Annotated in this window: 27 protein-coding genes; 16 read left to right on the forward strand and 11 right to left on the reverse strand. The window is 73.5% G+C overall.

Annotated elements, in window-relative coordinates; all coding sequences use genetic code 11:
* Positions 1-204 precede the first annotated feature (204 nt).
* The 6 genes from ACFYPJ_RS32630 to ACFYPJ_RS32655 all read left to right on the forward strand — a co-directional run bounded on the left by ACFYPJ_RS32630 (position 205) and on the right by ACFYPJ_RS32655 (position 6,995).
* Positions 205-1,896 carry a hypothetical protein gene (locus tag ACFYPJ_RS32630; protein ID WP_389025011.1) on the forward strand — a complete coding sequence of 564 codons (1,692 nt, stop codon included), beginning with the start codon at positions 205-207 and terminating at the stop codon, positions 1,894-1,896.
* A gap of 1,295 nt (positions 1,897-3,191) precedes the next feature.
* A complete protein-coding gene (locus ACFYPJ_RS32635) occupies positions 3,192-3,707 on the forward strand; it encodes a helix-turn-helix domain-containing protein (protein ID WP_389025013.1) in 516 nt (171 codons plus the stop codon).
* Positions 3,704-4,090, forward strand: a complete 387-nt coding sequence (locus ACFYPJ_RS32640; protein ID WP_135788875.1) for a helix-turn-helix domain-containing protein — start codon at positions 3,704-3,706, stop codon at positions 4,088-4,090. The genes ACFYPJ_RS32635 and ACFYPJ_RS32640 overlap by 4 nt, the downstream gene beginning before the upstream one ends.
* A 976-nt stretch (positions 4,091-5,066) precedes the next feature.
* Positions 5,067-5,402 carry an SH3 domain-containing protein gene (locus ACFYPJ_RS32645; RefSeq protein WP_389025015.1) on the forward strand — a complete coding sequence of 112 codons (336 nt, stop codon included), beginning with the start codon at positions 5,067-5,069 and terminating at the stop codon, positions 5,400-5,402.
* Between the two features lie 356 nt (positions 5,403-5,758).
* Positions 5,759-6,436 carry a hypothetical protein gene (locus ACFYPJ_RS32650; protein ID WP_389025017.1) on the forward strand — a complete coding sequence of 226 codons (678 nt, stop codon included), beginning with the start codon at positions 5,759-5,761 and terminating at the stop codon, positions 6,434-6,436.
* 91 nt (positions 6,437-6,527) lie between these two features.
* Entirely contained in the window at positions 6,528-6,995 is a 468-nt protein-coding gene (locus ACFYPJ_RS32655; RefSeq protein WP_389025019.1) for a hypothetical protein, read from the forward strand.
* An 81-nt stretch (positions 6,996-7,076) separates the two neighbouring features.
* Here the strand turns inward: ACFYPJ_RS32655 and ACFYPJ_RS32660 are convergent, their stop codons facing one another.
* On the reverse strand, positions 7,077-7,487 hold the full coding sequence (locus ACFYPJ_RS32660; RefSeq protein WP_389025020.1) for a hypothetical protein: 411 nt from the start codon (positions 7,485-7,487) through the stop codon (positions 7,077-7,079).
* Positions 7,488-7,575: 88 nt separating this feature from the next.
* On the opposite strand from ACFYPJ_RS32660, the gene ACFYPJ_RS32665 reads away from it, so the two are divergent.
* Positions 7,576-8,346 (forward strand): hypothetical protein, encoded by a 771-nt coding sequence (locus ACFYPJ_RS32665; RefSeq protein ID WP_389025022.1) that lies wholly within the window; start codon positions 7,576-7,578, stop codon positions 8,344-8,346.
* Here the strand turns inward: ACFYPJ_RS32665 and ACFYPJ_RS32670 are convergent.
* Entirely contained in the window at positions 8,332-8,709 is a 378-nt protein-coding gene (locus ACFYPJ_RS32670) for a hypothetical protein (RefSeq protein WP_389025024.1), read from the reverse strand. The two genes, ACFYPJ_RS32665 and ACFYPJ_RS32670, sit on opposite strands and share 15 nt — an antisense overlap.
* 76 nt (positions 8,710-8,785) lie before the next feature.
* On the opposite strand from ACFYPJ_RS32670, the gene ACFYPJ_RS32675 reads away from it, so the two are divergent.
* The gene (locus ACFYPJ_RS32675) at positions 8,786-9,790 is read left to right on the forward strand and encodes a hypothetical protein (protein WP_389025025.1); all 1,005 of its coding nucleotides are present in this window, start codon (positions 8,786-8,788) and stop codon (positions 9,788-9,790) included.
* Between the two features lie 93 nt (positions 9,791-9,883).
* Here ACFYPJ_RS32675 and ACFYPJ_RS32680 read toward each other — a convergent pair whose 3' ends face one another.
* On the reverse strand, positions 9,884-10,558 hold the full coding sequence (locus ACFYPJ_RS32680) for a hypothetical protein (RefSeq protein WP_389025027.1): 675 nt from the start codon (positions 10,556-10,558) through the stop codon (positions 9,884-9,886).
* A 395-nt stretch (positions 10,559-10,953) separates the two neighbouring features.
* Here ACFYPJ_RS32680 and ACFYPJ_RS32685 point away from each other — a divergent pair, with 395 nt between their 5' ends.
* Genes ACFYPJ_RS32685 through ACFYPJ_RS32695 form a run of 3 tightly spaced genes read left to right on the forward strand, consistent with a single transcriptional unit; the run spans position 10,954 to position 14,314 of the window.
* Positions 10,954-12,333, forward strand: coding sequence for a hypothetical protein (locus ACFYPJ_RS32685; RefSeq protein WP_389025029.1), 1,380 nt, complete (start codon positions 10,954-10,956; stop codon positions 12,331-12,333).
* On the forward strand, positions 12,330-13,697 hold the full coding sequence (locus tag ACFYPJ_RS32690) for a hypothetical protein (RefSeq protein ID WP_389025031.1): 1,368 nt from the start codon (positions 12,330-12,332) through the stop codon (positions 13,695-13,697). The genes ACFYPJ_RS32685 and ACFYPJ_RS32690 overlap by 4 nt, the downstream gene beginning before the upstream one ends.
* Positions 13,694-14,314: a hypothetical protein gene (locus ACFYPJ_RS32695; RefSeq protein ID WP_389025033.1), complete on the forward strand. Its 621-nt coding sequence runs from the start codon at positions 13,694-13,696 to the stop codon at positions 14,312-14,314. The genes ACFYPJ_RS32690 and ACFYPJ_RS32695 overlap by 4 nt, the downstream gene beginning before the upstream one ends.
* A gap of 70 nt (positions 14,315-14,384) precedes the next feature.
* Here the strand turns inward: ACFYPJ_RS32695 and ACFYPJ_RS32700 are convergent, their stop codons facing one another.
* The 3 genes from ACFYPJ_RS32700 to ACFYPJ_RS32710 form a co-directional block, all read right to left on the reverse strand.
* Positions 14,385-14,765: a hypothetical protein gene (locus ACFYPJ_RS32700; protein WP_389025034.1), complete on the reverse strand. Its 381-nt coding sequence runs from the start codon at positions 14,763-14,765 to the stop codon at positions 14,385-14,387.
* Positions 14,766-14,868: 103 nt separating this feature from the next.
* Positions 14,869-15,144 (reverse strand): hypothetical protein, encoded by a 276-nt coding sequence (locus tag ACFYPJ_RS32705; protein ID WP_389025036.1) that lies wholly within the window; start codon positions 15,142-15,144, stop codon positions 14,869-14,871.
* 88 nt (positions 15,145-15,232) lie between these two features.
* Positions 15,233-16,516, reverse strand: a complete 1,284-nt coding sequence (locus ACFYPJ_RS32710) for a hypothetical protein (protein WP_389025038.1) — start codon at positions 16,514-16,516, stop codon at positions 15,233-15,235.
* Positions 16,517-16,674: 158 nt separating this feature from the next.
* On the opposite strand from ACFYPJ_RS32710, the gene ACFYPJ_RS32715 reads away from it, so the two are divergent.
* From ACFYPJ_RS32715 to ACFYPJ_RS32725, 3 genes are all read left to right on the forward strand, one after another.
* A complete protein-coding gene (locus ACFYPJ_RS32715; protein ID WP_389025040.1) occupies positions 16,675-16,977 on the forward strand; it encodes a hypothetical protein in 303 nt (100 codons plus the stop codon).
* Between the two features lie 88 nt (positions 16,978-17,065).
* The gene (locus ACFYPJ_RS32720) at positions 17,066-17,491 is read left to right on the forward strand and encodes a hypothetical protein (RefSeq protein WP_389025041.1); all 426 of its coding nucleotides are present in this window, start codon (positions 17,066-17,068) and stop codon (positions 17,489-17,491) included.
* Between the two features lie 99 nt (positions 17,492-17,590).
* Entirely contained in the window at positions 17,591-18,208 is a 618-nt protein-coding gene (locus ACFYPJ_RS32725) for a hypothetical protein (protein WP_389025043.1), read from the forward strand.
* A gap of 18 nt (positions 18,209-18,226) precedes the next feature.
* Here ACFYPJ_RS32725 and ACFYPJ_RS32730 read toward each other — a convergent pair whose 3' ends face one another.
* The 5 genes from ACFYPJ_RS32730 to ACFYPJ_RS32750 form a co-directional block, all read right to left on the reverse strand.
* On the reverse strand, positions 18,227-18,631 hold the full coding sequence (locus tag ACFYPJ_RS32730; RefSeq protein WP_389025044.1) for a hypothetical protein: 405 nt from the start codon (positions 18,629-18,631) through the stop codon (positions 18,227-18,229).
* Between the two features lie 80 nt (positions 18,632-18,711).
* Positions 18,712-19,050, reverse strand: coding sequence for a hypothetical protein (locus ACFYPJ_RS32735; protein ID WP_389025046.1), 339 nt, complete (start codon positions 19,048-19,050; stop codon positions 18,712-18,714).
* Positions 19,051-19,081: 31 nt separating this feature from the next.
* Entirely contained in the window at positions 19,082-20,197 is a 1,116-nt protein-coding gene (locus tag ACFYPJ_RS32740; protein ID WP_135788890.1) for a tyrosine-type recombinase/integrase, read from the reverse strand.
* The gene (locus tag ACFYPJ_RS32745; RefSeq protein ID WP_389025048.1) at positions 20,197-20,511 is read right to left on the reverse strand and encodes a hypothetical protein; all 315 of its coding nucleotides are present in this window, start codon (positions 20,509-20,511) and stop codon (positions 20,197-20,199) included. The genes ACFYPJ_RS32740 and ACFYPJ_RS32745 overlap by 1 nt, the downstream gene beginning before the upstream one ends.
* Before the next feature lie 76 nt (positions 20,512-20,587).
* The gene (locus tag ACFYPJ_RS32750; protein WP_389025050.1) at positions 20,588-21,907 is read right to left on the reverse strand and encodes an XRE family transcriptional regulator; all 1,320 of its coding nucleotides are present in this window, start codon (positions 21,905-21,907) and stop codon (positions 20,588-20,590) included.
* Between the two features lie 374 nt (positions 21,908-22,281).
* On the opposite strand from ACFYPJ_RS32750, the gene ACFYPJ_RS32755 reads away from it, so the two are divergent.
* Positions 22,282-23,460 (forward strand): cytochrome P450, encoded by a 1,179-nt coding sequence (locus ACFYPJ_RS32755; RefSeq protein ID WP_389025052.1) that lies wholly within the window; start codon positions 22,282-22,284, stop codon positions 23,458-23,460.
* 31 nt (positions 23,461-23,491) lie between these two features.
* Complete coding sequence (locus tag ACFYPJ_RS32760; protein WP_389025054.1) at positions 23,492-24,898, forward strand: peptide ligase PGM1-related protein; 1,407 nt, start codon at positions 23,492-23,494, stop codon at positions 24,896-24,898.
* Positions 24,899-24,912 lie beyond the last annotated feature (14 nt).

Here is a 24,912-nt window from a genome sequence, read left to right on the forward strand (position 1 = left end):
CATCAGGTGGGGCCTCACCGGCGTGCTACCCACACGCCAGGAGCGCCAGGATAGACGCGGCCGTGCATCCTCAGCACGTCGATCACGCCGCTACCCCGCTATCTGGCCAAAGAGGCTCCCCGAAATGCCTCAAAGGGAATCTCTCGTGCCACTCCAGCACCACCCGCCCATCCGACCCGTCAACTCCGGCCGTGGAGCGGCCACATGACCGACGACGTCCCCTTCGACGACGAGCACGAGGTCTACAGCTCCGACGCGCCGCCCCTGTTCACCATGGTCCCGGAGTGGATCACCTACTCCGAGCTGAAGCCCGCCCAGCGCGACTTTTGGACCGTGCTCGCCAGCTGCGTGAACCACGATCGCCCGGACAACCGGGTCTGGCCCGCCGGCCCCGAGCTGGCCGACGCCATGAAGATCAAGAACCCCGACCAGCTGAAGCCCTACCGCGAGGCGCTCCAGTCCATCGGCGCGGTCGTGATCACTGAGAAGCGCTACGCCAACGGGATGCGCCGCCGGTACGTCTACGACGTCCGGTACCACCCGCCCAAGGACTACACCGGGCCCCGCAACCGCCAGGAGTGGCTGGCCCGCCGCAAGGAACGGCTGGCGGCCGCCGCCGCTGCCGAGTCCGCCGACACGGCAGCGTTCGAGGCCACGAATCCCGACGAAACCGCAGGTCAGACCGGCACCCCTAAAAATAGAGGGACCGTCCCGCACGGCACCTCTAAAAATAGGGGGGCCGGAGCCCCTGAAAATGGCGGCGCCGGTGCCCCCGAAAATGGGGGTGCAAAACCAGACCAACATCAACCAGACCAACATCAACCACAGACAGCGCCTTCAGCGCGTAGCGCTGGTGACGGCCGCAGGCCCTCTACCGGTAGTAGCGCGCGCGAGCAGTCGAGCGGCTCCGCCGCGGCCGACGGCGCGAATGCGCCGAAGCGGAAGCCGGGTCGGTCTGGTGGGGAAGTGCTGGTGAAGCCAGAGGTGCAGCTGGTCCTGGAGGCGTTCCCCGACGCCCTGCGCGAAGCCCTGCGCAGCACCGCCCGGACCGACCGGCCCAAGACCGTGATCAGTGCGATCGAGCAGCAGCTGGCCCAGGGCGATCTCGCCCAGGCCCGCAAGCTCGGCGCCCGGGTCGCCCGCCGCTGGGTGACCCACGGCTACACCAACCACTTCGCGGCCGGCACCCTGTCCAGCCCCGTCGGCGCGACCGTGGCCATGCTCAAGCCGGGCCCGTGCCCCGATCCCCGGTGCGAGGACGGCGAGTTCGAGGACGGCTCCCCGTGCCGCTCCTGCATCGAGCGGGACAAGGACTACCGGGCGGACCGGGACCGCGAGCGTAAGGCGGCGGCCGCGGAGAAGAAGGCCGAGGCCCGGCGGCGGGCCTGCCCGCACTGCGAGTTTGACCGCGGGACCAACGGCGCGCCGTGCGCGGACTGCACCCACACGATCGCCTCGACCGAGCGGGAGGCGGTCCAGCTCGTCGAGCGGGTCCTGGCCGAGCAGCAGGCGACGGTCGGCGACGACCAGGCCGCGGCCGCGTTTCGCGCGTACGTGACCGGGGGCGTCGACCAGGCCCGTGCGGCGGCGGCCGCGCAGGGTGCCGACGCCCTGGGCCAGGCTCTCGCCGCGCGGGTCGCGGCCGACGGCTTCGCCCAGGAGTTCAGGCGGCTGCGCGAGCGCGGTGTCGAACAGGTCGCTCTTGCTGCACCTGCCGACCGCCCCGACCCGGAACCCGAGGTCGGCATCCCCGCTCAGGCGATGTGGCAGGGCGACCGCTGCCCCGGCCACGACGGGACCGGCTGCGACTGGGACCGCCCGGCCGTCGGGTACGACGGCCTGTGCACCCGGTGCCGGGCCGTGCGCGTCCAGAGGGAGCCCGCTCACATCAGCTGAACCACCGACTCGGCCCCCGGGAGAACGCTCCTCCCGGGGGCCGACGCGTGCCCGGCCTCGGTGGCGCCTACGGCGCGTTGGCCTCGTACCGGGTCCGCGTGAACCTCCAGGTCCCACGAAGCTGAGGCCGAAAGGCGGCTCCGCCGCGGTCAACGGCGCACACGCCGATCAAGTCGCTTCCTCCGCCGGCCAACTGCGACCACCCCCTCGGCCGCACTGAGCGGAGCGGTCGACCCGCCCCGGGCACCTCGCGGCAGCAGCTGCTCACGCTCGACCCCGGCCGCAGCAAGTGGACCGTTCACGCTCCTGCTGCTGAGACGGCGGCGGTACGGCGGCCGGCCCCCACGCGTCCGACCTCCCGAAGATGATCACCGACGCCACCCACCCCCTCCCGTAGCCAGCTGCTTTTCCCCAAGCCCCACGACCCGCAGTCGGGTGCGGCCCGTCACGTAAACCGCCCACCGTTGCCGCAGCGTCCCGCCCCTCCGGGCCGGTACCTGGGGGCTCCTCGCCCCCAGACCCCTCGCCAGCGCCCAGGGCGCGCTGGACCGCCCATCGCCGGGGGGCGCCTCCCCCCGGACCCCCCACCAGCGCCTTTCGGCTGCGCTGGACCAGCCACTGCCGCCTGTCCTCAAGTGCTCGGCCACTCCGCTTCGCTCCGCGGCCTGCGCGCTTGACCGCTCGGGCCCCAGGGGGCCCTCCCTGGACAGTTGCCCCTGGGATCAGTGGTGCAGTGCCGTCGTGGCCGGGGCGAGTCCGGAGCGCCGTCGTCGGCCGGCGGCGCCGTCGTGGCGGGCGCGAGGGGTCGAGGTCGAGGAGGGCCTGGAGGAGCTGCTCGACGTCGTGGTGGTGCGGGCCGGCCCGGGGCCGGGGGAGGGAAAGACGGCTGGCAAGGAGGGGGGTCGGCGGGGCTACGTGCTTTTCGGTGCGCGGCGAAGCCGCCTTACTGCCCCCGACTCCGGTAGACCGGCAAGCCGTCGTCCGGCCGCAGCCCCGGTGAACGCGCCGAAGGCGCCTCACCGCCCGCAGACGGCAGCGGACGTCTACTACGTAGTTAGAGGAGAAGATCGTTTCCCCTGGTCAGAGCGTTTCCGAGTAGCTCCAAACTGCCACTCGAATTACAGTTTCGGCCTCTGCGGTTGCCTATACGCAACTGGGCACCCAAAGCCGCGTTTCCGGGTGCGCAGGACGCGCTCGCCGCGCCGTGCACCCTGGTCCTTGCCTATAGGCAACCGCACCGGATACGGTGTGCCCCTGCGGTTGCGTATAGGCAATCATCCGAGGTGAGGAGGGGTATGTCAGGGGCCAACCCGGTTCGTCGCGGCAAGGCCGTGAACCACGAAACCGGTGAGCTTGTGCAGATGTCGTTCTTCGAGGACGACACACTTCAGCGAACCCGTGTCCGCTACGACTGGACTCCTCACCCGGGGCGCCACGTCAACGTGCCGAAGGTTCTCCTGGCGAAGCTCTACGCCAGGGACAGCGGCTACACCGCGAAGCACAGGGACCTGTTCTTCTTCTACCTCGCCCATTCGCCGGATGGGGCTGAGCCGCTGAGGCTCACCTACAAGGAGATTGGTGAGATCCTGGGGGGACGTCCGGCTACGATCTCGACGCTCCTGGGTACGTTGCACGCTGGCGGACTTCTCCTCGAAGCGGAGAAGATCGGCCGGATCACCTTCTATAGGGTCAACCCGCGAGCCGCCTTCGACGGCCCCGCGGCGATCCAGGTGGAAGCCGTCAAGGACGCACGGTTTCCGGTGGTACCCGCCCCGGCCTCAGCGGCCCAGAAGAAGAAGGAGGCGTCATGACCTCGCCCACGACCGCAATGCGGCCGCGCGCCCTCCCGTTCTCGGTCGACCTCATGCGCAAGCTCCTCGTCGAGACAGCCGAGCTGCCAGGCGCCGACTTCCGGGTGCTGACGTACTACCTCACGGCCGCGCCGCTGGGGGACACGGTCAGGGAGACCGCGAAGGTCGTTGCTGAAACCGTGAAGATCAGCCGCGGGAGCACATCCAAGAGCATCAGCCGCCTGGTCGCCGACGGCTGGCTGACGCTGGCCTTCCGAGTCGGCACGGTTCCGTTCTACCGGGCCAGCAACAAGGTCCTGGAGCTGGCGGCCGAGGACGACCGGCCGGAGGAGCCGCTGGCGACGGTTCGGCACCTCCCCCTTCGAGGCGCCGCCGACGAGTAGCCGCCCGCCTGCCAACCTTGGAGCCCGTTCCCACCGCGTGGGGGCGGGCTTCCGGCGTGTTGGCTCCAGCCAACAGTTGAGGGTCGAGGTGTGCGGGCGTGTTGGCTGGAGCCAACGCACCGCCGGCCGCCGCGCTCCCGGTTCGCCCAGAAGCCCTGAGAGCTTCGGGCCGTCGCTGTCCTCCGCGCTGCCCGAAGGTCTCCGCCGCCTGCCCGACCGCCCAACCGGCCTCCATTACCGGCTAGGGGATAATGAGTCCCCCGCGACCGTCTCTCTCCCTCGGGTCCGTGGGCCCTACTGGGCCCACTCCCCCTCGGGACACCCGGGCCGACGTGCCGCGGCGAGCCCCCGCGACGTAGTAGCGGCGTCGCGCTGCGGAGCGGAGTGCGCCGTACCGATGGGCACCGGGCCCGGCCCACGGCCCACGCCGTCGCACCTGTACGCGGAGCGGGCGCCCACCTATTGATCAAGAGCGCGAGGACTAATTATCCCCCTGGTGGGAGAGAGCGCGCCGCGGGCGCGCGAAAGAGGGGCGGATGGGTGGGGCGGGGCCGGGGTCACGGTGCGCGGGCCCCCTCGGCGCCGTACGGGCCGGGCAGGCCCCGCCCCACCCATCCGCTCGGCTTCTCCTCCGTGCTCCCCCGACCCACCGCTGCCGGGTGCGGGTCCGTGGAAGGGGTGGAAAGGACGCGCTTCGCGCGGCGACTGAAGAAGCAGGGCACCGCATCGGTGCAGGTGGCGGGGCCTCCTCGGGTCGCAGACAGGTCGAGAAGCGGCCTGACGCGGGCCCTGGGGCGCGTTCAGGGCTCTCGTGCCCGATTCCGTGCGGGATGCGCCGCCGGGCGCTCACGGGGGCGTCTGAGGCTTCTGTGACTTGGGGGGTACGTCACTGCGACGCCAAAACCGTTTGCCGAACAGCGGCTGACGGCGGCTACGGTGCACAGGACCCAAACATGATCATGGAACGAGGGGGATCATGCGTAAAGCACTGCTCACCGCCCTGGCCGCGGCCACACTGATGGTGCCGGCGCTCGCGGGCACCGCCCAGGCCGCACCGGCGAAGGCGTCCGTCGTCGGCACCTCCGCCTGCGGGAAGACGTACCCGGCCGGCTACTGGTGGACCTACCCGACCACCAACCTCAAGCTCCGGTCCGGCCCGGGGACGGGCCACTCCGCACTCGGCCTCCTGCACGAGGGCGACGGCGTCGAGGTCAAGTGCAAGGCCAAGACGGCCGGGTGGATGCGGGTCTACGTGCTCAACGGTCCGCTCGACGGCCGTACGGGCTGGGTGGCCAGCAAGTACATCCACTGATCTCAGGCCGCGCGAGGCGCCGAGTCCACGGGCCCGGCAGTGTCAACTTTCCGGTGACGCTGCCGGGCCCGTATGCTGCCAGACCGCCCGGCGCCGCGCCTCGGCGTCACCCGCCCTTCTCGGCCGGGCAGGTGTCAACTTTCCGGTGACAGCGGGGGTTCGTGGCGCGGTAGGCTGCCGACCAGCGGCAGGACGCGCACGCCGCACGCCGCAGGACGTCCGGCTCCCACGCTGCCGGACGGTGGCCAAGGACCCCCGGGCGCTCCCGGCGCGGGCCCGCGCAACGAAGTACACCCTGCCCGCGCTGATGGCGCCCGAGCCCGGCGGGATGCGTGGGTTCCCGTGACGGAGCTGTCATGACCAAGAGCGGAGCCAGCGGCCCCAAGTCCCGCGCCCGCGCCCGCAAGGAGCGCACCGGCACCAAGTACACCCAGGCCGTCCGGCACACTGCCCCGACCGCCACCGGGCCGGCCTCGCCCACCGAGGTTACGGTGATGACCTTCCGCAGGGGCGAGCCTCTGCCGCGCACCGCGCCGGACATCGACTGGCAGTGCCACCGGTGCGGTGCCGCCACCGACCTCTGCGCGCTGACGACCGACGCCGGCCAGGGGAACCTGCGGGCCTACTGCCCCTCGTGCCTGCCGCCCCCCGACCTCTACCCCGCGCGGCGGGCCTTCGCCGACCATCTCCGCGGCCTCCAGTCCCTGGCGGACTGGCCTTCGGCCGAGGACCTCGCCCGGCGGGTCGAGACGGTGACGGGCCACCCGGCCGCCGCCGCGGTGCGCAACGTCCTGAGCGGGGCCGTCCTGACGCGCTGGGACACGGTGCAGGCCCTTGTGCACGCCCTGGGGGGCGACGAGGGCGACGTCGAGGACGTTCTGCACCTGTGGCAGGAGGCCGACCGGGAGCAGAGCCAGGGTCCGAGCGGGGTCCTGGACAGGATCGCTCGCCGCAGCCGCGCCGGACTCACGGCCGAGGAGCAGGTCAAGGGCAGGACCAGGTTCGTACCGCACCGGCTGAGCGACCTCGACTGAGCCGTCCGCCCCGGCCTATGCCGTCACACGTCTAGGTGGAGGTGACCGTGTCGGCGCGGCCGCGCCGTGTCACCTGCGCCACGGTGGGCGGATGCGCCGCCGTCCCGTCCTGCTGATCCCGCTGGTCCTCCTCGCCGCCACGGCGTGCGTCAGCGTGCGGGCCGAGGGCCGCCCGGTCCCGCCTCCGGCGACGACCGCCGCGGCGGCCGCTCCCCCGGCCGCCGCTCCGCCCAGCCAGGCGCCCGCACGCGAGGCCCTGGTGCGTACGGACGACGACCGGCCGCGCGGCCGCGGGCACGACGCCGGGCCGGCTGCGGCCGTCCCGAAGCCCCCGGTGCGCCGGACCGCTCCTCCGCGGGCGGCCGCGCCGCCGCCCCGGCTGCGGTCGCCCCGCCCCGCCCCTGCGCCGCGGCGTCCGGCGGCCCCGCCGGTGCCCCGGGCGAAGAAACCGCGCCCCGGCCCGCCGGCCAACCCCGACATGCGGACGCTGTGCCGCTCCGCCGCCCGCAACGGCGTCGGCTCGAACATCGTCGAGCTGTGCCGTTCCACGTACGGCTGAGTCGCTGCGGCGGCCCGGCTCGCGGCGGGCACGGCACCCCGCAGCGCCTGTCAACAATCCGGTGACAGGTACTGCGGGTCGTCAGGCCGTGCCCTCTTCCAGGCGCATGACATCGAGGATGTGCAGGAGCTGGCCGTCGTCGGAGCGGGCCATCAGCATCACCTCGTGGGGCTGGGTGTCCTCGCCGTAGTCGGCGGTGGTGATCTCGTTGCGCAGGACGGCCTCGAAGGCGCTGCACTCGGCGCAGGCCGTCCGGTGCATCAGGTATCGGGCGGGTGCCCGCACGGTGGAGCGGTCGCTCCTGAGCACGTGCGCGGTCTCGCCGGTCGCGTGGTCGCCGGTCTGTCCCGTGACCGTGTAGGTGAAGAAGGGGTGGCCCTGGCGGGCCTCGACCACGGTGGCCATCACGTGCACGACGTCCCCGACGCCGAAGTGGTCGGCGGAGATGTCCCGCTGGTGGATGGCGCTGTTGTTCAGCTCGTCCGTCAACATGGCGCGACCCTACCCGGGGCGCCGCCGGGCCCCTCCGACGCTTGTCAACGTTTTGGTGACAAGAGCACCGGGGTGGAAGGGTGGGGTCATGGCGATCGACCCGGTGAAGCGACAGCGTGTGCTTGAGGCGGCCGAGGAGCTGCTGCGCGAGCGGTACGTGGAGGGCCAGTACCTCGATCCGATCACGGTGATGCAGGCGGTGCGGGCCCAGGCGTTCGGGTATTTCGCCCGGGACGGCGAAGAGGCGCCGGAGGTGCCGGCCGAGGATCTCCTGGCGGCACTGACACAGGTCGAGGCGGCCCGCGCAAGCCTGGACGCGCTGGAGGGGAACCTGATCCGCGGGGCCCGGAACCGCAAGGCGTCCTGGCAGCGGATCGCGGATAGCCTCGGCATGGAGCACCGGCAGGCGGCCGAGGCCAGGGCGACACGGCTGGAACGGGCCGCCCACTCGCACAGCCGCGACCGGGACGTGCACGCGCAGCGGGGCGAGCGCGCCCGCCGCCGGGCGGTGGACGCGTGGTGCGCCGCGCATCTGCCCCGCATCCGCGAGACGGCCGCTGCTCTGGTCGACGTCGCCGGGGCGTGGCCGGAGCTGGCCGAGGACTACATCGCCCCCTACGCCCTGCGGTCCATCGACGCCCAGCTGAGGGCGGAGGACGGCGGCAACGGCGCCAAGCTGGTCGAGGAGCTGGAGACGATGCGGATGCGGCTGATGCCGTACGGGAAGCCGCCGCCGGAGCCCTCCGGCGAGCGGGCCGGCGAGGCGGCGCGGGTGCGCGACGTCGTGAAGGCCCTGCTCGACGAGGTGGCGCGGGTCCGTCGGGAGGCGGACGCCGCACGGCTGTCAACGAAGCGGTGACAGCGGGACGTAGCCGCGGCCGAGCCCGCGGCGCTGCGGCCGCCGACCTCGTCCGTCCGGGGGCGTGACGGCGGCACTGCGGACGGGGCCGGGAGCGGGGAGGTCGCCCGGCGGCAGTCCCAGGTCCCGGCGCAGGCGGGCGAGGTCCTGCCGCAGGACGGCGAAGGCGGGCCCGGCGGCGGTGTGCGCCGTAGCCAGGGCGAGCAGGGTGGTCTCGACGGCCTCGATGGCGTCCTCGGCCGACGCCGCGGCCCAGGGCCCGGCGCCGCCGGAGACGTCGTGCAGCGCACAGGCGGCCTCGGCCAGCGCTTCGGCCCGCTGCGCGAGAGCCGGGGCGGCGCTGGGGTGCGGCGTGGTGCTCATGACCGGTGAACGACGCGGCGGACCTGGGGCAACGCGGCCGGGCGTGTCCGCCGACCGGGCGATTCGTTGTACCGGTGTGACGACTACCGACGCCGACCCTGCGTACCTGGCCGACTTCCGCGCCGCTCACACCGCGGTGCTGGGCCTGCTGCGCGGCTACTTCCGAGCGGACCAGGCGCCCGTGCTGCGGGCTCACGCCGACCTGCTGGCCGACAGCGGTACGGCGGAACGGGCCGTGTCGGTGGTGGGGATGCTGCTGCGCCAGGGCGGCGCGGAGCTGCGGGAGAAGGACCCCGGTGCCCGCCTGCCGGAGATGTTCGGCCCGGTGGGAGTGGCCCCGGCGGACATCGAGCGGGACATCGCCGAGGCGCTGCGGGCCATGGACGCCGGTTCGCTCTCCGGCCTCTTCGGCGACGTCGCCCTGGAGGGTCCGAAGCTCGTGGCGGTCGTCCACGCCGCCGCCATCCGGTGTCTGCGCCAGCAGGCCGCGCACCTGAGCCGGTCGAACGTCCGCCGCTGGCTGGAGACGTGGGAGGCCACCGTCGCCACCGCCGAGCAGGTCTCGACCTCGCAGGCCGAGCTCCTGATGACGATGGACGCGCTGGGGTTCTTCGGGAACACGCCCGCCCCCGCCGCCGATCCCCTCCAGGAGGCGGCGCAGGTGGCGGTGCAGCTGGTCCGGGGGTACGGCCTGGCCGAGCCGGGCCAGGTGGCGCGGGCCCAGCTTCGCATGGCGGCGAGTTCCGAGGTGGCCACCGAGACCTTCATGCTGGTGCGCCGGTCCATGCAGACGATGGTCCCGCTCGCCACGGCGGCCGGGGTGAAGCTGTCGCCGCAGCAGCAGGACGAGCGGCTGTACGCCTTCGCCGCGCTGGCCCCCGAGGCGACGCGGGCGGCGCTGATCGCCTACCTGGAGGCGACCAGCGCCGGACACCCGACCGGGGGCGTGGACATCGACACCGCACACGGCCGGGAGGTGTCGGCCCACTACGCGGCCGTATTCCTGTCGATGTACGGGGTGGCCGCGCTCGGACAGGACGGCTTCGCCGGGTGGGTGGACGACCTGATGGCGGGCGGCTGACGCAAAGCCGGTGCCCGCGTGCAGCGGCGCCCGTACGCTGAGTTCAGCACCGCCCCGGAAGGCTCCCCCCGTGCCTGCCGGGGCGGCCTGCGTTCACGCGCTCTCCGCCAGTGCGGCGGCGGCCGCTCGGGCCACCGCCGGGTCCGCCCGGATCGCCGCGGCGACCTGGTCCGCGTTCAGGCCGGCACCCTGGGCGGGCACGGTGCGGCACACCCGGTCCTCCAGCCTGACCAGCAGAGCCTGGGCGGCAGCGTAGTCCTGTGCCACCTCGGCGTCTTTCGTGGCGAGGTCGGCGCACACTGCGCCCAGGGCTGTTCCCAGGCTGGTGAAGACCACCCTCATGTGGCTGGGGCAGCGGGCCACCGCGAGGCCCGGGTTCTTCTTGGTCGGCTCGTACGCCCGGCCCAGGGTGTCGGCGGCCTCCGAGAGGTAGGTGACCGCGTCGTACAGCGTGTCGGAGGGAGCGGGCAGGGTGAGCAGGGGGCTGTAGTCGCGCCCTTCGGCGTCCTTGGCGAACTGGTGGGGGACGCCGAGGTCGCGCAGCCCGCGGGCGGTGGCCAGCTCCATGATGGTGGAGGAGATGGTGCGGGCCGTCTGGGCGATGTCCTCGGCCATGCGGATCACGGTGCCGCGGCGTTCCTTCGCGGAGGTCTTCGCCTCTTCGGCCGTCAGGGCCTGGTGCTCGGCTCCGAGGTTCTCGAAGACGCGGACCAGTGCGGTCACCGCGCTCCGGATGTGGTCCTCGGTGGCGTCCTGCTGGGGGGTCATCGGCATCCTTCGCTCGACGCGGCGACGACGGGCCGCGTCGCCGCGCGCGGTGACGCGCCGGGCGGCCGCGCCGCCGCGTACAACGGCGGGCCCCCCGGGCGGGACACGCACGGCCGGAAAAGCGTCCAACATGGCCGGTTTCACCCTGGATTCGTTTCGGCGCACCGGTATTCTGGGTGTGGGCATCGCGTAGGCCCAAGCCCGTCGCTGCGGCCCATGACCGAGCGGCACGAGGGCAAAGGTGCCAGGGTCCTCCGGGACCTGGTCAGCCGCCGGAGACGGCAGCGCGCCAGCGCACGAGTTCCCCGTCGTCGTCCTCGACGACCTCCTCCGCCGTGCGCTGATCCTCGTGCGCGCCGGGTCATGGGACCGTGCCGCGCCGAGAAGAGTCAGCTGTGCCGAAGAACGACAAGACCCGCCGCCGCAAGAGCCACGCCGAGCGCGACCGGATCAAGGCGAAGAAGGCCGCGAGCGGCGCCTCCTACACCTCCGCCCAGTCGGGCACCGTCCACTGCCACCGCGGGCCCGAGCTGCCTGCGCTGGACGGCTCCGGGTTCGGCGCCGACCGTACGGCCGACATGCAGACCGCCTCCGCGCTGATCGGCGCCTGCCTGGAGAGGTGCCGGTCGTGCCAGGCCAGCCTGGCCGACCAGGTCCTCACCGGTGACCGGCTCGTCGTCGCCAGCCTCGCCGGGACCGTCTACGCGCTCCTCCCCTCCCCCGGCTTCGGTTGTTCCCCGGCCACCCGGCGGTTCCACGCGGTGGCCCACGACACCGGGCGCGACGGGTACGGCCCGGCGGTCCTCGCCGCCGTCGAGGAGATGAGCGCGGAGGACCTGGAGGCGCTCCTGGAGGACACGCTCGACCTGTGGGCGGCCGCCGCCGGCGCCGCCCCCGCCTCCCCGGCCGCCGAGGACGGCGCCCCGGACGGACAGCAGGAGCAGGAGCCGCGCCGCTTCGACGTCGCCGGCGGCACCGCCTACCTGCTGAGCGCGGGCATCGACCAGTTGCTGGACCGGGAGGAGATGCAGGCCCTGATCCAGCACGCGGAGAAGTCCGCGGCCGCGGGCGACGCGGTGGAGTGCTTCCTGTGCGACCAGCCGCTCGACGTGGCGGCGGAACCGGAGATCCACCTCGGGGTGGCGATGCGGACCCTCACCCTCGACGGCCGGGAGCTCGACACGGTGCACCCGGTGTTCACGCACCCCGGCTGCGGCCGTACCCGGGTGTGGCCGTGGGCGGAGCTGATGGCCGAGCGGCAGCGCCGCGGGCTGGAGGTCGCCCCCGAGGACCGCCAGCCGGAGAGGCCGGCCGGGCAGCAGCACCCCCGCAACGCCGACTACACCACCTTCAGCCTCGCCCGCCGGCCGGGCGGCGGGATGGTGCCCCTGGTCCTCATCGAGCCGGGCGAGCCCGACGCGTACGGCGCCGAGGGCTGGCTGGCGGCCCGGCTCTCCGAGGGCTTCAAGCCCGTCGACCTCTCCGGCCAGCAGCCGTTCCCGAAGCTGGACGGGTGGAGCCTGCGGTGCGACGGGGGCCGCCTGGTCTCGGTGATGACCGCGAGCACCGGCGCCTGGTACCGGCAGGAAGGCGGGTGGGCGACGCCGGGCGAGTGGCGCAAGGCCGCCCGGCAGCGCAGCGCGCTGCTCCTGGTGGTGCCGTCCGGCAGCGTGGGAGAGCGCCAGGGCGACCAGTGGCTGGAGGCGGTCAGCCGGGCCGCCGGGGCCGGGCACCTCCTGGGCGGTCTGGTCGCGGTCCGCGGGACGCTGTCATGAGCGGCCGCCGAACCCTGCCCGGGGTCGCCCGCGTGAGGATCACCGGGGACGACGCGGCCACGCAGGCCCTGCTCGACGTGCTGGCCGGGCACTTCACCGTGACGGACCCGGACCCCTACAGCGGCGGACGCAACTACCTGGAGGTCGACACCCGCCCCGCCGCGCGCGAGGTGGCCGTCGAGGACGTCTCGGCGGCCGGGACCGCTCCGGTACGGGCCTTCGAGCACCGGCCAGCCGAGGTCCCCTCGACGGTCGCGGTGCTGATGGCCCGCCAGATCGAGGCGGCCCACCAGCACCTGAGCGCCTACCGCGACCTGGTGCGGACGTACGGCGGCGGCCTGATCCCCGACTGGCACCAGCCGGACCGCGAGCCGGACAACCCGGTGCACCGGTCGCTCAGCGACGCCTCGCATCTGGTGTACGACTTGCGGGAGTGGACCAGCCACACCGCCCACGCCTCCGGCGCGGTCGCCGTGCTGCCGGAGGTCATCGCCGCGTCCCCGGAGCAGGAGCGCGCCGAAGCGGTCCTCTACCCGCCGGGCGAGTGGTGTGCGGTGGCGGGCGGGACGATGCCGCAGCCCGGCGAGGAGCGCGCCGAGGAGACGTGGCAGAGCCCGGTCACCACGCAGCTGACCGGGCCGGTCCCGGAGAAGCGCTACAGCGCGCGGGCGTACGGCCGCTCGATCCAGCGGGCGCTGCCCGCCGTCGCGGGAACCCCGGCGTGGGCCGTGTGGGAGGCGGAGCGGTCGCTGTACGCCTTCGTCTGCCAGCACTGGGAGACACCCGGCGATACCACCGCCGACCTGGCGGCCGCTCTCGACGGCCTGGGCGAGCTGGCCGACACCTTCACCAGCGCGTGCACCTCCACCCTGGACGAGATCGGGCGCCGCCTCGACGACGGCCTCCTGGTCGGCGTCGACCGAGCCGCCTTCACCGCCGCGGCGGCCGCCGTACGGGACCAGCTCGGCGTCGAGGAGGGGCGGGTGGGCAAGCTCCCGTACGCCCTGGCGTCCGTACGCCGCACGGTGGCCGGGGCGCGGGCGGCGCTCCCCTCGACGCTGGACGACGACCGCGCCTTCGACGCCCTCGCCCACGCCCGGGTGCTCGGCGCCCTGGACGGCAAGCCGCTCACCGAGATCCGGGCGGAGCTGGGCCGCGAGCGGCACTGGCAACGGGTGCGCTCCAAGACCCGGCCGGCCGACTACACCGCGGCGGACTGGCTGCGGCGGGCCGTTCACTGGATGCACGCCGCCGGAGCCGGTACGTACAACCACGGCGCCCACCTGGCCGCCGAGCGCTCCCCGCACCGATCCGGTCTGCCGATCGGCACCCCGGCCGCCGCCGACGAGAGGGGCGGGCGATGAACCGCGATGCCGTGCGCGCGGCCGTCGGTCCCCAGCTGGCCGCCCTGACCCTGGTGCGGGCGCTGATGGGCGGGGCGCTGGAGCGCAAGGGGCTGGAGCAGACGATCGACCAGGCCCGGGGCGGGGTCGACGAGGGCCTGCGCTACATGTCGACGTGGGCGCACGGCGCGGACCTGCGCGCCGAGCTCGTGCCCATCGTGTGCGCGCTGGGCCGGACGGCGGTCGCCGCGCTGGCCATCACCCAGGACGGCGATCCGGCGGCCGTCAGCCACTGGCTCGACGTCCAGGCCCGCACGGTGCGCGAGCAGGGACCGAACCCGGCCGTGGAGCACCCGGCCGACGCGGTCACCGTCGGCGTCGCCGCGCTGTTCGCCGAGGAGCTGCACCGCACCGGTGAGGTCGACCAGGAGGAGCTGGCCGGCAGGGAGCAGAAGGCCCTGGACCTCGTGGAGGACTGGGTGCGGCCCGGTGCCGCAGGGCAGGACCATCCTGAACTGCTGCTGTCGGGCGGCTGGTTCGCCGCGGTGATGCTGGCCCACGCCTTCGCCTTCGACGAGCGCCGGATGCAGGCGTACGTGGAGGACCACGCGCGCGCTCTGGCCCTGGCGGGCCGCTGAGGGGCCGCCGGGACAAACAGGAGGGCCGCCACCGTCGTCGTACGGTGGCGGCCCTCCGGGGCTGCGGGCATCAGCGCCGGGGCGTCGGACGGTTGGTCTCCGCCGCGGTCACCGGCCGGGTCCGCTGCCAGGCCCGGACGAGGACGAGGGAGCCGAAGCGCCACCAGCGCTCTTGGCGCCACATCGTCCGCAGCAGCTCGCGCCGCACCGCCTTGGGCAGGTGCCGGAACTGGGGGAAGTCCATGTTCATGTCGCCGATGAGGCGGGCGCCCTGCCGCTCGGCGTGCATGGCCAGGCCGGCCGCCAGCTCGGCGGTGATGCGCTCCTGGCTTCCCGGCTCGCGGCCCTGCTCGCCCGGCACCCAGCGGTAGGCGACCGCGGTGTTGGACAGGTCGCTGTAGTCCGGGCCGGCCCCGGCCGGTCGGCCGGAGTCTTCTCGTGGGTTGTCCATCCTGGTCTTCCTGTCGGTGCTCGCGTACGGGTCGCGCGACGGCCAGTATGGCCGGGGCTCCGGCGGCCGCGGATGAGTACGCGTACCCATCCGCGGCCGCCGGTCAACGCGCGGAGTGGACCTGCTCCTGGAACCGGCGGTACCAGCCGGGCGAGTAGGCGTGCTCTCCGCGGGCGCGGGCCATCATGAGCGTGAAGCCGAAGAAGATCATGGCGACAGCGGCGAGGCCGGCGAGGCCGAAGGTGAGGACCGGGTTGCCCCCGGCGAGTGCCGACACCTGCGCCGCGACGAAGGCGACGGCGCCGAACACGGCGGTCGCCGCGAGACGGCGCCACAGCGGCGACCCCGTACCCCACCAGCGCCGAAACTTCACGATCATCGGTTGCTCCTTGACGTCGACCGGCCTGTTCCTGCCCGGTGCCGGACGCCGCTGAACCCTACGCGCCTCCCGGAAGTCCGGGACCGGCTCACGACCGTTCCAGGGCGTCGAGCAGCTCGGCGGCGTACCCGGCGGCGTCGAGGTCGGCGTTCTCCAGCTTGGCCTGCCCGAGCAGCTTCAGGACGGTGGCGTGGTCGGACCGGGCCCACGCCGTCCTGGTCGCCTCGCGCAGCGCGCGCCGGGCCTTGAGGACTCGCGGATCGGTGTCGTCCCCGGCGGCCGTGCGGGCCTGGTGGAAGGCGTCGACGGCCTGGGCGACGGCCGCGAACGCCGCGGCGGTGGCCTGCCTCTCCTTCTTCTCCGCCTCCTCGCTCAGCAGCGGGCGCCGTACGAGGAACGGGGCCCACTTCGGCTTGCGGTCCCCGGCGCGGCGCTCGTCCGCGTAGGAGTCGCGGCGCTCCTGCACCCCGCGGCGCAGCTGCTCCAGCCCGGTGGGCAGTTCCCAGCCCGCTCCCCCGCGGTTGGTCCTGTCGGCCTTCAGCTCCTGGACGTGCGTCCGGTAGCTGCCGATCATGCCGCGCAGCATCAGGGGCATCCCCCGCTTGTAGGCGCCCTGGCGGTGGTCGGCGCGGTTGCCGTGCAGGACGACGAACAGGGCGCCGGCCCCGCCCTCCAGGTCCTCGGTGAGGCGGGCCCGGATCGGGAGCCAGTGGGCCAGGGCGGCCTGCGTGACCGGCGAGAGCGGCCAGACCTCGGTGACGTGCAGGTCGGACCCGTCGGCCTGGGGATTGCGGGTGATCTTCGCCAGGGACAGGTCGGGGGCGATGTCGGTGATGCCGATGGTGCACAGCTCCCCGGCGCGCGCGGCGGTGTCGAGCACCGTGCCGAGGACGACCAGGAAGCGGGCCCGGCCCGGGTCGGAGGGGCGGGCGTCGACCTCGGTCCGCACCCGGTTGTGCAGCTCGCTGCGGGCCCAGGCCGGCATCGTGCCCTTGGGGGTCGGCTTGGGGTAGGAGTACGCCCCGCTGGGCACTCCGGCCGCGGCGGCGAGGCGGCGCAGGATGCTGGCACGGCGCCGCTGGGAGGCGGTCACGTGCTTGGGCGGGGTCTTCAGCTCCTTCGCCCGCAGCTGCCCCTCGTCGGTCATGTCGCACAGGGCGGCGGCGCCGGGTCCGAGCAGGTCCTTCAGCGATGCGCCGTAGCGGTCCCGGTAGTCCTTCTCCTTCAGTGCCCGGTGCAGGGTGCCCTCCACCCACCGAACGTGTTTGCCGACGCTCTCGGTCACCTCCGGGTCCGCCAGCACCTCCCTGACCAGGTCGGAGAGCTGTTCGCTCACCGGGGCGGGGTCCTCCTGCACTGGGCTCGTCGTCACGCGGAACTTCCCTCCTCCTCGATCTTTGAGGACTCATTATCCCTCTGCCGGCTACCTATGGTGCCCGAGCGCGGGCCGCCCTGTCGACGCGTTCAACCGGTTCCGCGGCTCGCGGTAGATTTGCGGACCACCCGCTGGACGAGGAAGCAGTGAGAGCGATGGCGAAGCAGGCAGGGCCGATGAAGCAGGTGAACGCCGACATCCCCGGCCACTGGGAGATCGCCGCGGGCGTCGGCCGGGGCCTGACCGCCTCGGTGGCAGAGGTGACGTACGAGAAGCGCGGCGGCCGCTGGGAGCAGACCGGCATCGTCACGGTGCGGGGCCCCGGCCTCGACCGCACCGGCGCTGAGACCGGCGAGCAGGCCGAGCGGACGTTCTCCCCCGGGGAGCCCGGCCACTACATCCCCCAGTGGCTGACCGACCTCGTCGACGAACACCGTCCGCGCCCGGACACCGACTGATCTCGGCCGCCCTCTCGAACACCGCCCCCGGCGGCCCGGGAAGCGGCATACCCTCGTACGGACCGACCGCGTACGACAGGGGGCTCCCGTGGCGATGCCATTGCCGGACATCTTCGAGACTCGGCAGGCGACGGCTCTGCGCGATGCCCTCGTGGCTGGCGACCTGGATCAGGCCAAGAAGATCGAGGACCACCTGCTGGCCGAGGCGGCCACCAGCCCGGAGGACCGCGAGCTCCTCGCCGACCAGCTGCGCGCCTCGATGCTGTTCCGCGCATACGTGGACGCCTCCGGGGCCGGCGACACGGCGATGGCCGCGCTGCTTCAAAATCTCCTGACGTCCCTGTGCTCGCCGAACACGGTCCAGACGACCGTGATGAGCGGCCTGCTCTACGCCGGGGTCCAGCAGGGCGCGCTGCCCGCGGCCGACCACGACCGCCTGTCCGAGTGGATGAGCGGTGCCGACGTGGGCGAGGAGATGCGGGCGCGCCTGGCGAGCATCAAGCGCACGCCATAGGCGACGGTTGTCAACGTTTCGGTGACAGCGGCGGGGCCGGTGTCAGCGAGCCGTGGGATGCTGCCGCCACCGACACGCCGCGAGCAGAAAGGCCCCCGCGTGACCGCGACGACCTCGACCGGAGCCCGACCGGCCGGAGCCTCCCCGCAGGAGGCGAACCCGGCCGCCATGGCCCTGGTGCTGGCCTGCGGCGTCGGCTTCCTCGCCGCCGCCGTCACGGTCACGGCGGACGCCTACCTGCTGCTGGAGCAGCCCCTGGTCACCATCATCTGGCTGACCAGCGCCCTCACCGGATGCGTACTCGGCGGACTGCTGTGCCGCCTCCTCGCACGCCGTCACCGTCTGGCCCCTCGCGCGGTGTGGGTGACGATCGGGGCGATGATCGCCCTCGTGTGGGGCGTCAGCACCGCCTCGTCGCACGTGTTCATGTCGTCGTGGGACCGCTTCGACCGCGAGCTGGGCGGGACCGGCCGGTGTCTGGCGGGTACGCCGTACGGCCGGGAGAACGCCTCGGTGGTGACCACCGTGCCGGCGAACGGCGGAGAACACAGCGGCGTCATGGAGGTCTGGCCGGGCGGCCCGGTCCCGGAGGGCACGGCGAAGGGCCACAAGTTCCCGCCGCTGAAGCTGAAGAACGCGGTCAACGGCGGCGTCCGTCCGCTGGCTCCGGCCGATGGCACGTCCAGGGACCTGCTGCGCTCCTACGGCTGCCGCTGACGTCCGCCGGGCGGCCCCCTACGGCCGTACCGCGCTCCTGGTGATGTGCCGGTGGGTCACCTCGACGCGGGGCCCGTCGGCGCCCAGCCGCTCCCGGAGCATCTCGCCGACCCACTCGGCCACCGCGACGCTCCCGTGCACGCCGTCCGTGCCGCCGATCAGGACGTGCACGCTCCGGCCGCGCGGCCCGGCGTAGGCGAGGAGCGCGGCGGTCTCCCCCGCGATGCGCTCGACCAGTTCCTCGGCGCACTCGCTGTGCCGTGCCTGCCCGCGCACCTGGGGGTCGAGGCCGGTGACGGTCTGCCGGCCCGCCGCGGCGCGGGGCAGCAGACCCCGGACGTCGAACAGGAGGGCATGGCCCACGGGCTGGTCGTCCTGGTGGCGGAAGCCGAAGGACTCGATCGTGACGGGTAAGGGGTTCATGGCTCCAGGCTCGGGGCGGGGCGGCGGCAGGAGAAGGGGTTTCCCGTTTCCACTTGGTCGTGTCGCAGCTGGTAGACGTCTCAGCGAGACGCCAGGCAGAGGGCGGTGTGGGTAGTTCCACCCGAAGGGGGGACGGCGGCGGTCGGTGCGGCCTGGACCGCGCGGGCGGCATAGTCGAGCGAGGTCGCCCAGAGCCATCCGGCGCGGGCCGGGTCGACGGCGGCCGCGGCGTGCTCGGCGTTGCCCGCGGCGTGGCCCCACAGGTCGCGGACCGGACCCCCGTGCTCGGCTTCGGCGGCCCGCAGGGCGGCCACGATCGCGGCGGCCGGCGGCGGCTGGTCGCCGCTCTGCCCCAGCCAGGGACGGACGGCTTCGGCGACGGCCACCGCGGTGGCCGTGGAGAACGTGCGCTCGCTCATGCGTCTCACCATGCCCGACGGAGGGAGGGCGTCACGCGGTCCGCGCCAGCCATCGGTCCAGATGGGGGCGGAACTTCGCCACTGCGGCGGCCGCGTGCCTGGCCCGGCGCTCGCCGTCGCCGCGGCGGCGGATGTAGGTGAGCGTGGTGGCCGGGTCTCGGTGGCCGGCGAACTCCTGGATCTCCGCCAGCGGCACGCCGTCGTCGTGCATGTGGGTCAGACGGCTGACGCGCAGGACGTGCGGGGTGAGATCGCGGCCGGGCAGGACGCCGGCGCGCTTGCCGAGCCGCGTGAGGATGCGGTCCACGTCATGACGGTCCAGGCGCTCGCCCTGGGCGTCCACCAGCAGGGGCCCCGTCGTGCGGCCTCCGACCAGCCGCGTCAGGAGCAGGTGGAGCTCCTGGAGGCCGGGCACGCCGGGGGGAAGCTGCCACTGGTGCCCCTTGTCGCCCTTGCGGGTCAGGTCGATCGCGGGGGTGCGGCCGTTGTGGAGGTCCTCGACGTCGGCGGCGCACCACTCCGAGACGCGGCCGGCGAAGGTGTAGACGAGGGCGATCACTACGACGTCGAGAAGGCTTTCCGCCCACTCGAACAGGTCGGTGAGGTCCTCGACCTCGATCATGGGGGTGGCGGTGGTCTCGTCGCGCCGGTCGATGCGGGGCCGGTTGTGGCGGGTGACGGGGTTGGGGATGAAGGTCTGGGACTCCTCGGCCGCGAAGGTGGTGAGGGAGGAGAGGGCGGACAGGCGGCGGGCGATGCTGCGGTCCGCGCGCTCGCGGCGTTCCTCGCTGAGCCGCCAGGTGGTGATGTCGCCCCGGGTGATGCACCCGATGTAGAAGCGCTCGTGGCCGAGCTCCCGGGCGAAGGAGTGCCAGAACCGCAGGTCGTCGGCGTAGGCCCGTTTGCTGTTGACGCTGGGGATCGTCGAGGACGCCAGCCAGTTCATGACGGTGGTGAAGGTGTCGACGCGGCAGATGTCCCGGAGGATGTCCATCCGGTGCCGGCGCGGGCCCAGCTCCCGGGTGACCGGGTCGCGCGGCGCGACCTCGCCGAGGGCCTCGCGGATCTGGGCGAAGGCGTCTTCGGCGCGGGTCGGCGGCAGGGCGATGTCGCCGGCGGGACGCTGGGCGACCTCCGGTCTGGGCATCACGGCCGGAAGTCCTCGCGGAAGTCGGGGTGTTCGGAGAAGGCGGCGGCCGCACAGCGGAGCGACCAGCCGAGCGCCTGGAGCTGTCCGGCGAAGTAGTCGTTCTGCTCGTCGTACCGGTGCGGGTGCTCGATCTTCTCCTCGAACTCGGCCAGCACGCGGGAGACTCCGGCGAGCATCTGTTCCTCGCCCTCCTCCGCGACCTTCGCCCGCTCCTTGATCCGTTCCGTCAGGAAGGCCACCAAGGCGCGGTCCCGGTCCAGCTCACCCTCGCCCTGCACGATCATCGGGAATTTCACACCCTGGCGATCCACGCGCCCCTCCTAGCTCTGGATCATCAAAGCTACCGGTGGGGTCGGACACGTCGGACCATCGGCGCCGGGAGGTGCTTCACCCGACGGCGCGGAGCCGTTCGAGGAGTTCACCGACGCCGCCCGTGTGCGCGTGCGGCGTGAAGGCGGGTTCGAGGTCACGGACCATGGCCACGCACCGGGGTGCGTCGATCTGTTCGGCGAGGTCGAGGGAGCGGGTGGCGGTCTCCGCCGCGATGTCGGGACTGCCGTCGCGGAGGTAGGTCTCAGCCTGGTAGGTGAGGAAGACGGATTTGGTCTTGCTGCGGGGGGTGGGCAGCAGGGCGATGCCTTGGTCCATGAGCCGGTGGGCCTGGCGGCGCTGGCCGAGATCGGCGAGGCAACGGCCGCCGTCTGCGGCCAGGTCGGCGTAGGACATCCACGAGCACCAGGCAGGGGCGGGGTCGGCGGACACGGTGTCCAGCGCCTTCTCGGCAGCGGCCAGGGCCCGGCGGCATTGACCTGCCTCGTCGAGAACGGCGAGCGCGCGGGCCTGGCGCAGGTGGAGAAGGGACCGTGCGGCGGGGTGCTGGGTGCGAGGGATGGCGTGTTCGAGGATGTCGGCGGCGGCGCGGGCGTCCCTGAGCCATAGCAGCTGGTAGGCGAGATCGGACAGGATGCCGGCGCCGAGGTCGCGCTGGTGGGCTGTGTGGGCGTTGTGGAGGGCTGCGTGCCAGAAGCGGCCGGCGGAGGCGTGGCGGCGTTCGTCGAAGTGCTGCCAGGCGATGGCCTGCGCGAGGGAGGCGGCCAGGGTGTGCAGTCGCTGCCCGGTGGCGGCGGTGTAGCGGGACTCGCTGATGAGGTCGGTGACGGCTCTCAGGTGTGCGTCGAGCAGGTGGCGGGTGTGGTGCCGACGTTCCGTGGCGAGACGGATCAGTTCGGCTCCTGCTCCCTCCAGCCAGTCGAGCATCTCGGCGTCGACTTCGCCGGGCGGATCGGTGCGGGGGAACCGGCCGGGCTCGGTGATGGCCCACTGATGGGCCATCACGGCCAGGGACGCGCTGGTGTAGGCGATGAACGACCGGCGGTCCAGCGAGGTCATCAGGGCCTCTCGCAGTGAGGGGACGGCGTTGTGCGGGCCGAGCGGGAGCGGCATGTCCTGTCCCGGGAGCCAGTAGGGCCAGCCGAGATGGGCGACGGCCGCGTAGTCGATGCCGAAGACCTCGGCGATGAGCGGCTGGGACTCGGCTTCGTCCGGATCGGCCCGGCCGGTCTCCCATTTGGAGACGCGGGAGCCCCGGGTTCCTGAGCGCAGGCCACGGCGCGCGGCGGCCCGCCGGATACGGAGCGCCAGCTCCTCCTGCGACCATCCGCGGGCTCTCCTGGCGTGCGCCAGGGGGTGGCGGATCTCATCGTCCACCCACCCATTGCACCACCGGCGCCGTGTCCGGAAGGGCGGTTCCGGAAGACCGGGGATAGGGCGGGGATAGGTGTTTCCTCTGTGCCGTGAGGCCGGCGACGGCTGTACTCGACGTGTCCCGCCCGCCACCCGTGTGACGGGGCGGGACACGGGCGGCGGGTGCTCCTAGCGGGCCTTGTGCCGTTCGCCGGGCTGCTCGTCGCGTCCGGCGGGCGAGGGTCTGCGCGACCTGTCCGCCCCACGCCGGACGCCCATCGCCATCGACGCGCAGGAAAGGGGGCCGCCATGTCGTACGACCACTGATCCGAGGAAGTCCCCGGGGCGGGCCCGTCACGACGGGCCCGCCCCCTTCCCGCTGATGGAGAGGATCTGCGATGACGCCCGCGACCGACGCTTACGACCCGCTGGCCGAGGACATCCTGCGCGACCCATACCCGGTGCTGGCCGAGCTGCGCCGGCGGGAGCCGGTGTTCTGGCACACCGGCATGGAGTCGTGGGCGCTGACCCGGTACGCGGACAGTGTGCAGGTGCTCCGTGACCATGCAGCGTTCGCGCGGAACCCGCGGCGCACCGGGGGCACGGTGCCGGAGCCGTCGTTGAGCGTGCAGACGCTCGACCCTCCGCAGCAGAACCGGGTCCGGTCCCTGTTCATGACCGCGCTGCGCGCCCAGGACCTGCACGCCATCGAGTACCGCGCGCGGCTCCTGGTCCGCGAGCGGCTCGATTCTCTGGCCGGAACCGGCGCGTTCGACGTGGTCGCGAAGATCGCGGTGCCGCTGTCCGTGGCGGTCGTGGCCGATCTGCTCGGGGTCGAGCCGCCGCCGTACGAGGAATACGCCGCGGTGTCGGACGCGATCATGCGGAGCATGGACGGCGGCCTCGACCCGGCGCTCGTCGAGCCGGGCCGCCTCGCCCGCCACCGGCTGAGCGACCTGGTCGACTCCTGGTTCACGGCCTCGCCCCGGCCCGGCCTGCTGGCCCAGGTGCGGCAGAGCACCGGCCCCGACGCCGACGCCTCGGCGCGGCTGTACGTGAAGAACTCGGCGCGGGTGATGTTCCAGGGCGGCTACAGCACGATGGCGGCCGCCGTCGGCAACGCCGTGCACACGCTGCTCACCCACCCCGGCGCCCTGGAGCAGATGCAGGACCCGGCGCTACTGGCCACCGGCGTGGACGAACTGGTCCGCTTCGACGGCCCCGTGCAGGGCACCACCCGCACCGCCGTGCGGGCCTGCCGGATCGGCGGCATCGGCATCGAGGCCGGACAGAAGGTCGTCACCTTGTTCGCGGCGGCCAACCGCGACCCGGCCGCGTTCCCGAGCCCGGACGACCTGGTGCTCGATCGCTCCCCGAACCGCCACCTCGGCTACGGGTGGGGGCCGCACTCCTGCATCGGGACGACGGTCGCCCAGGCGGGCCTGCGCGCCCTGGTCGCCGCCCTGGCCGAGCACCCCGCCCGCCTGGAGGCCGCCGGCGACGGGGTGCGGCGGCGCACCGCGACCATGCGGGCCTTCGACACGCTGCCCGCCGTCCTCCTCCCCCGCCACCGTTGACACCCCCTCGCCCCTCTTCCTGGAGGTAGCCGTGCGCATCCTCATCGGCAACCACATCGACCCCTCGATCCGGGCGCGCGGCGACATGCGCGCCTGGACCCAGCGCCTGTTCTGGTTCGCCCGCCCCGGCGACCTCCTCGTCCTCGCCTGCGAGCCGGACGGGGCGTTCGTCGACTACGCCCTGGCCCACACCGGCGTGCGGCGCGAGGACCTGACCGTGCTGGCCGTCCCGCCCGGCGCGTGGGGCGAGCAGCTCCTCGATCCCTCCTGCCTGACCGCGCCCGCGTTCCTCGACCGGGTGCGCGCCGCGCTCGGCCCGTCCGGGGCCGACGGGGTGGAGGAGGTGTTCTCGCTGTGGCCGTCGGCCGCCGTGGCGCGGTTCGCCGCCGCGGTGGGCGTGGCTGACCGGCTCCCCGGGGCTGCGTTCTTCGCGCAGGGCGGCGGCGAGATCGGGAACAACAAGGCCAACTTCCGGGCCGTGGCCGCGGCCGCCGGGGTGGCGATCCTGCCCGGCCGCGTCTGCCGCAGCGCCGCCGAGGCGATCGAGGCGACCGGCGCGCTGCTCCAGGACTCCGCGATCGGGGCCGTCGTGGTCAAGCAGGCCCACAACGGGGCCGGCGTCGGCAACCAGCTCCTCGTCCGCGACCCGCAGCTGGCCGTGGACCACGTCGGGGCCCGGCACCTGCACCACCTGGCGCCCGGCGCGGACGGCATCGCCGCGTACTGGGCCGAGCGGTGGGCGTGGGCGAGCGGGGAAGGGCGCTGGCCGGTCGTCATCGAGGAGTTCGCGCCGGGCGCGGACGCCGTGTACTCCGAGCACTACGCCTCCAACGCCGGCACCCGGGCCACCGAGACGGGCCGCCTGCTGTACGTCGGGCGGCGCCTGAGCCACCAGGTCGTGCCGCTGGACGGGGTCACCGCGGGAGTGCGGGCGGCGCTGCTGGACGGCGGGAGGCGCCTGGCCGAGGCGTACCGCGCCTTCGGCTACCGCGGTCACCTGAGCGCGGACGCCCTGGTCCTGCCCGATGGCCGCGTGGTGTTCACCGAGGTCAACGCCCAGGTCTCCGGCTCGCTGCACATCTACCAGTCGATCGCCCACGGCATCGTCGATGTGACGGCCGAACCGGGCCGGCAGGTGGTCGAGTACCACGTCCCGCCCACCTGGGCGGTCCCGTCCTTCGCCGCGTTCCTGACGGCGCTCGACGAACTGGGGCTGGCCTACGACCCGGCCACCCGGACCGGGGTGATCGTCTCCATGCCCGCCATCCCGCTCGCCGCCGGGGAACCGGTGCAGTTCGTGTTCTGCCTCGCCTACGACCCCGCCCGCGGCCACGCGGACGCCTTCGACCGGCTCGACGGGCGATTCGCGACCGTGCCCGCCGGCACCTACGACGCCAGCCAGCACATCGGCACCGGCGCCGTGTCCTTCTCCAGCTGACCCCGGGAGCCCAC

The organism is Streptomyces sp. NPDC006012, from assembly GCF_042871185.1.
Taxonomy (GTDB): domain Bacteria; phylum Actinomycetota; class Actinomycetes; order Streptomycetales; family Streptomycetaceae; genus Streptomyces.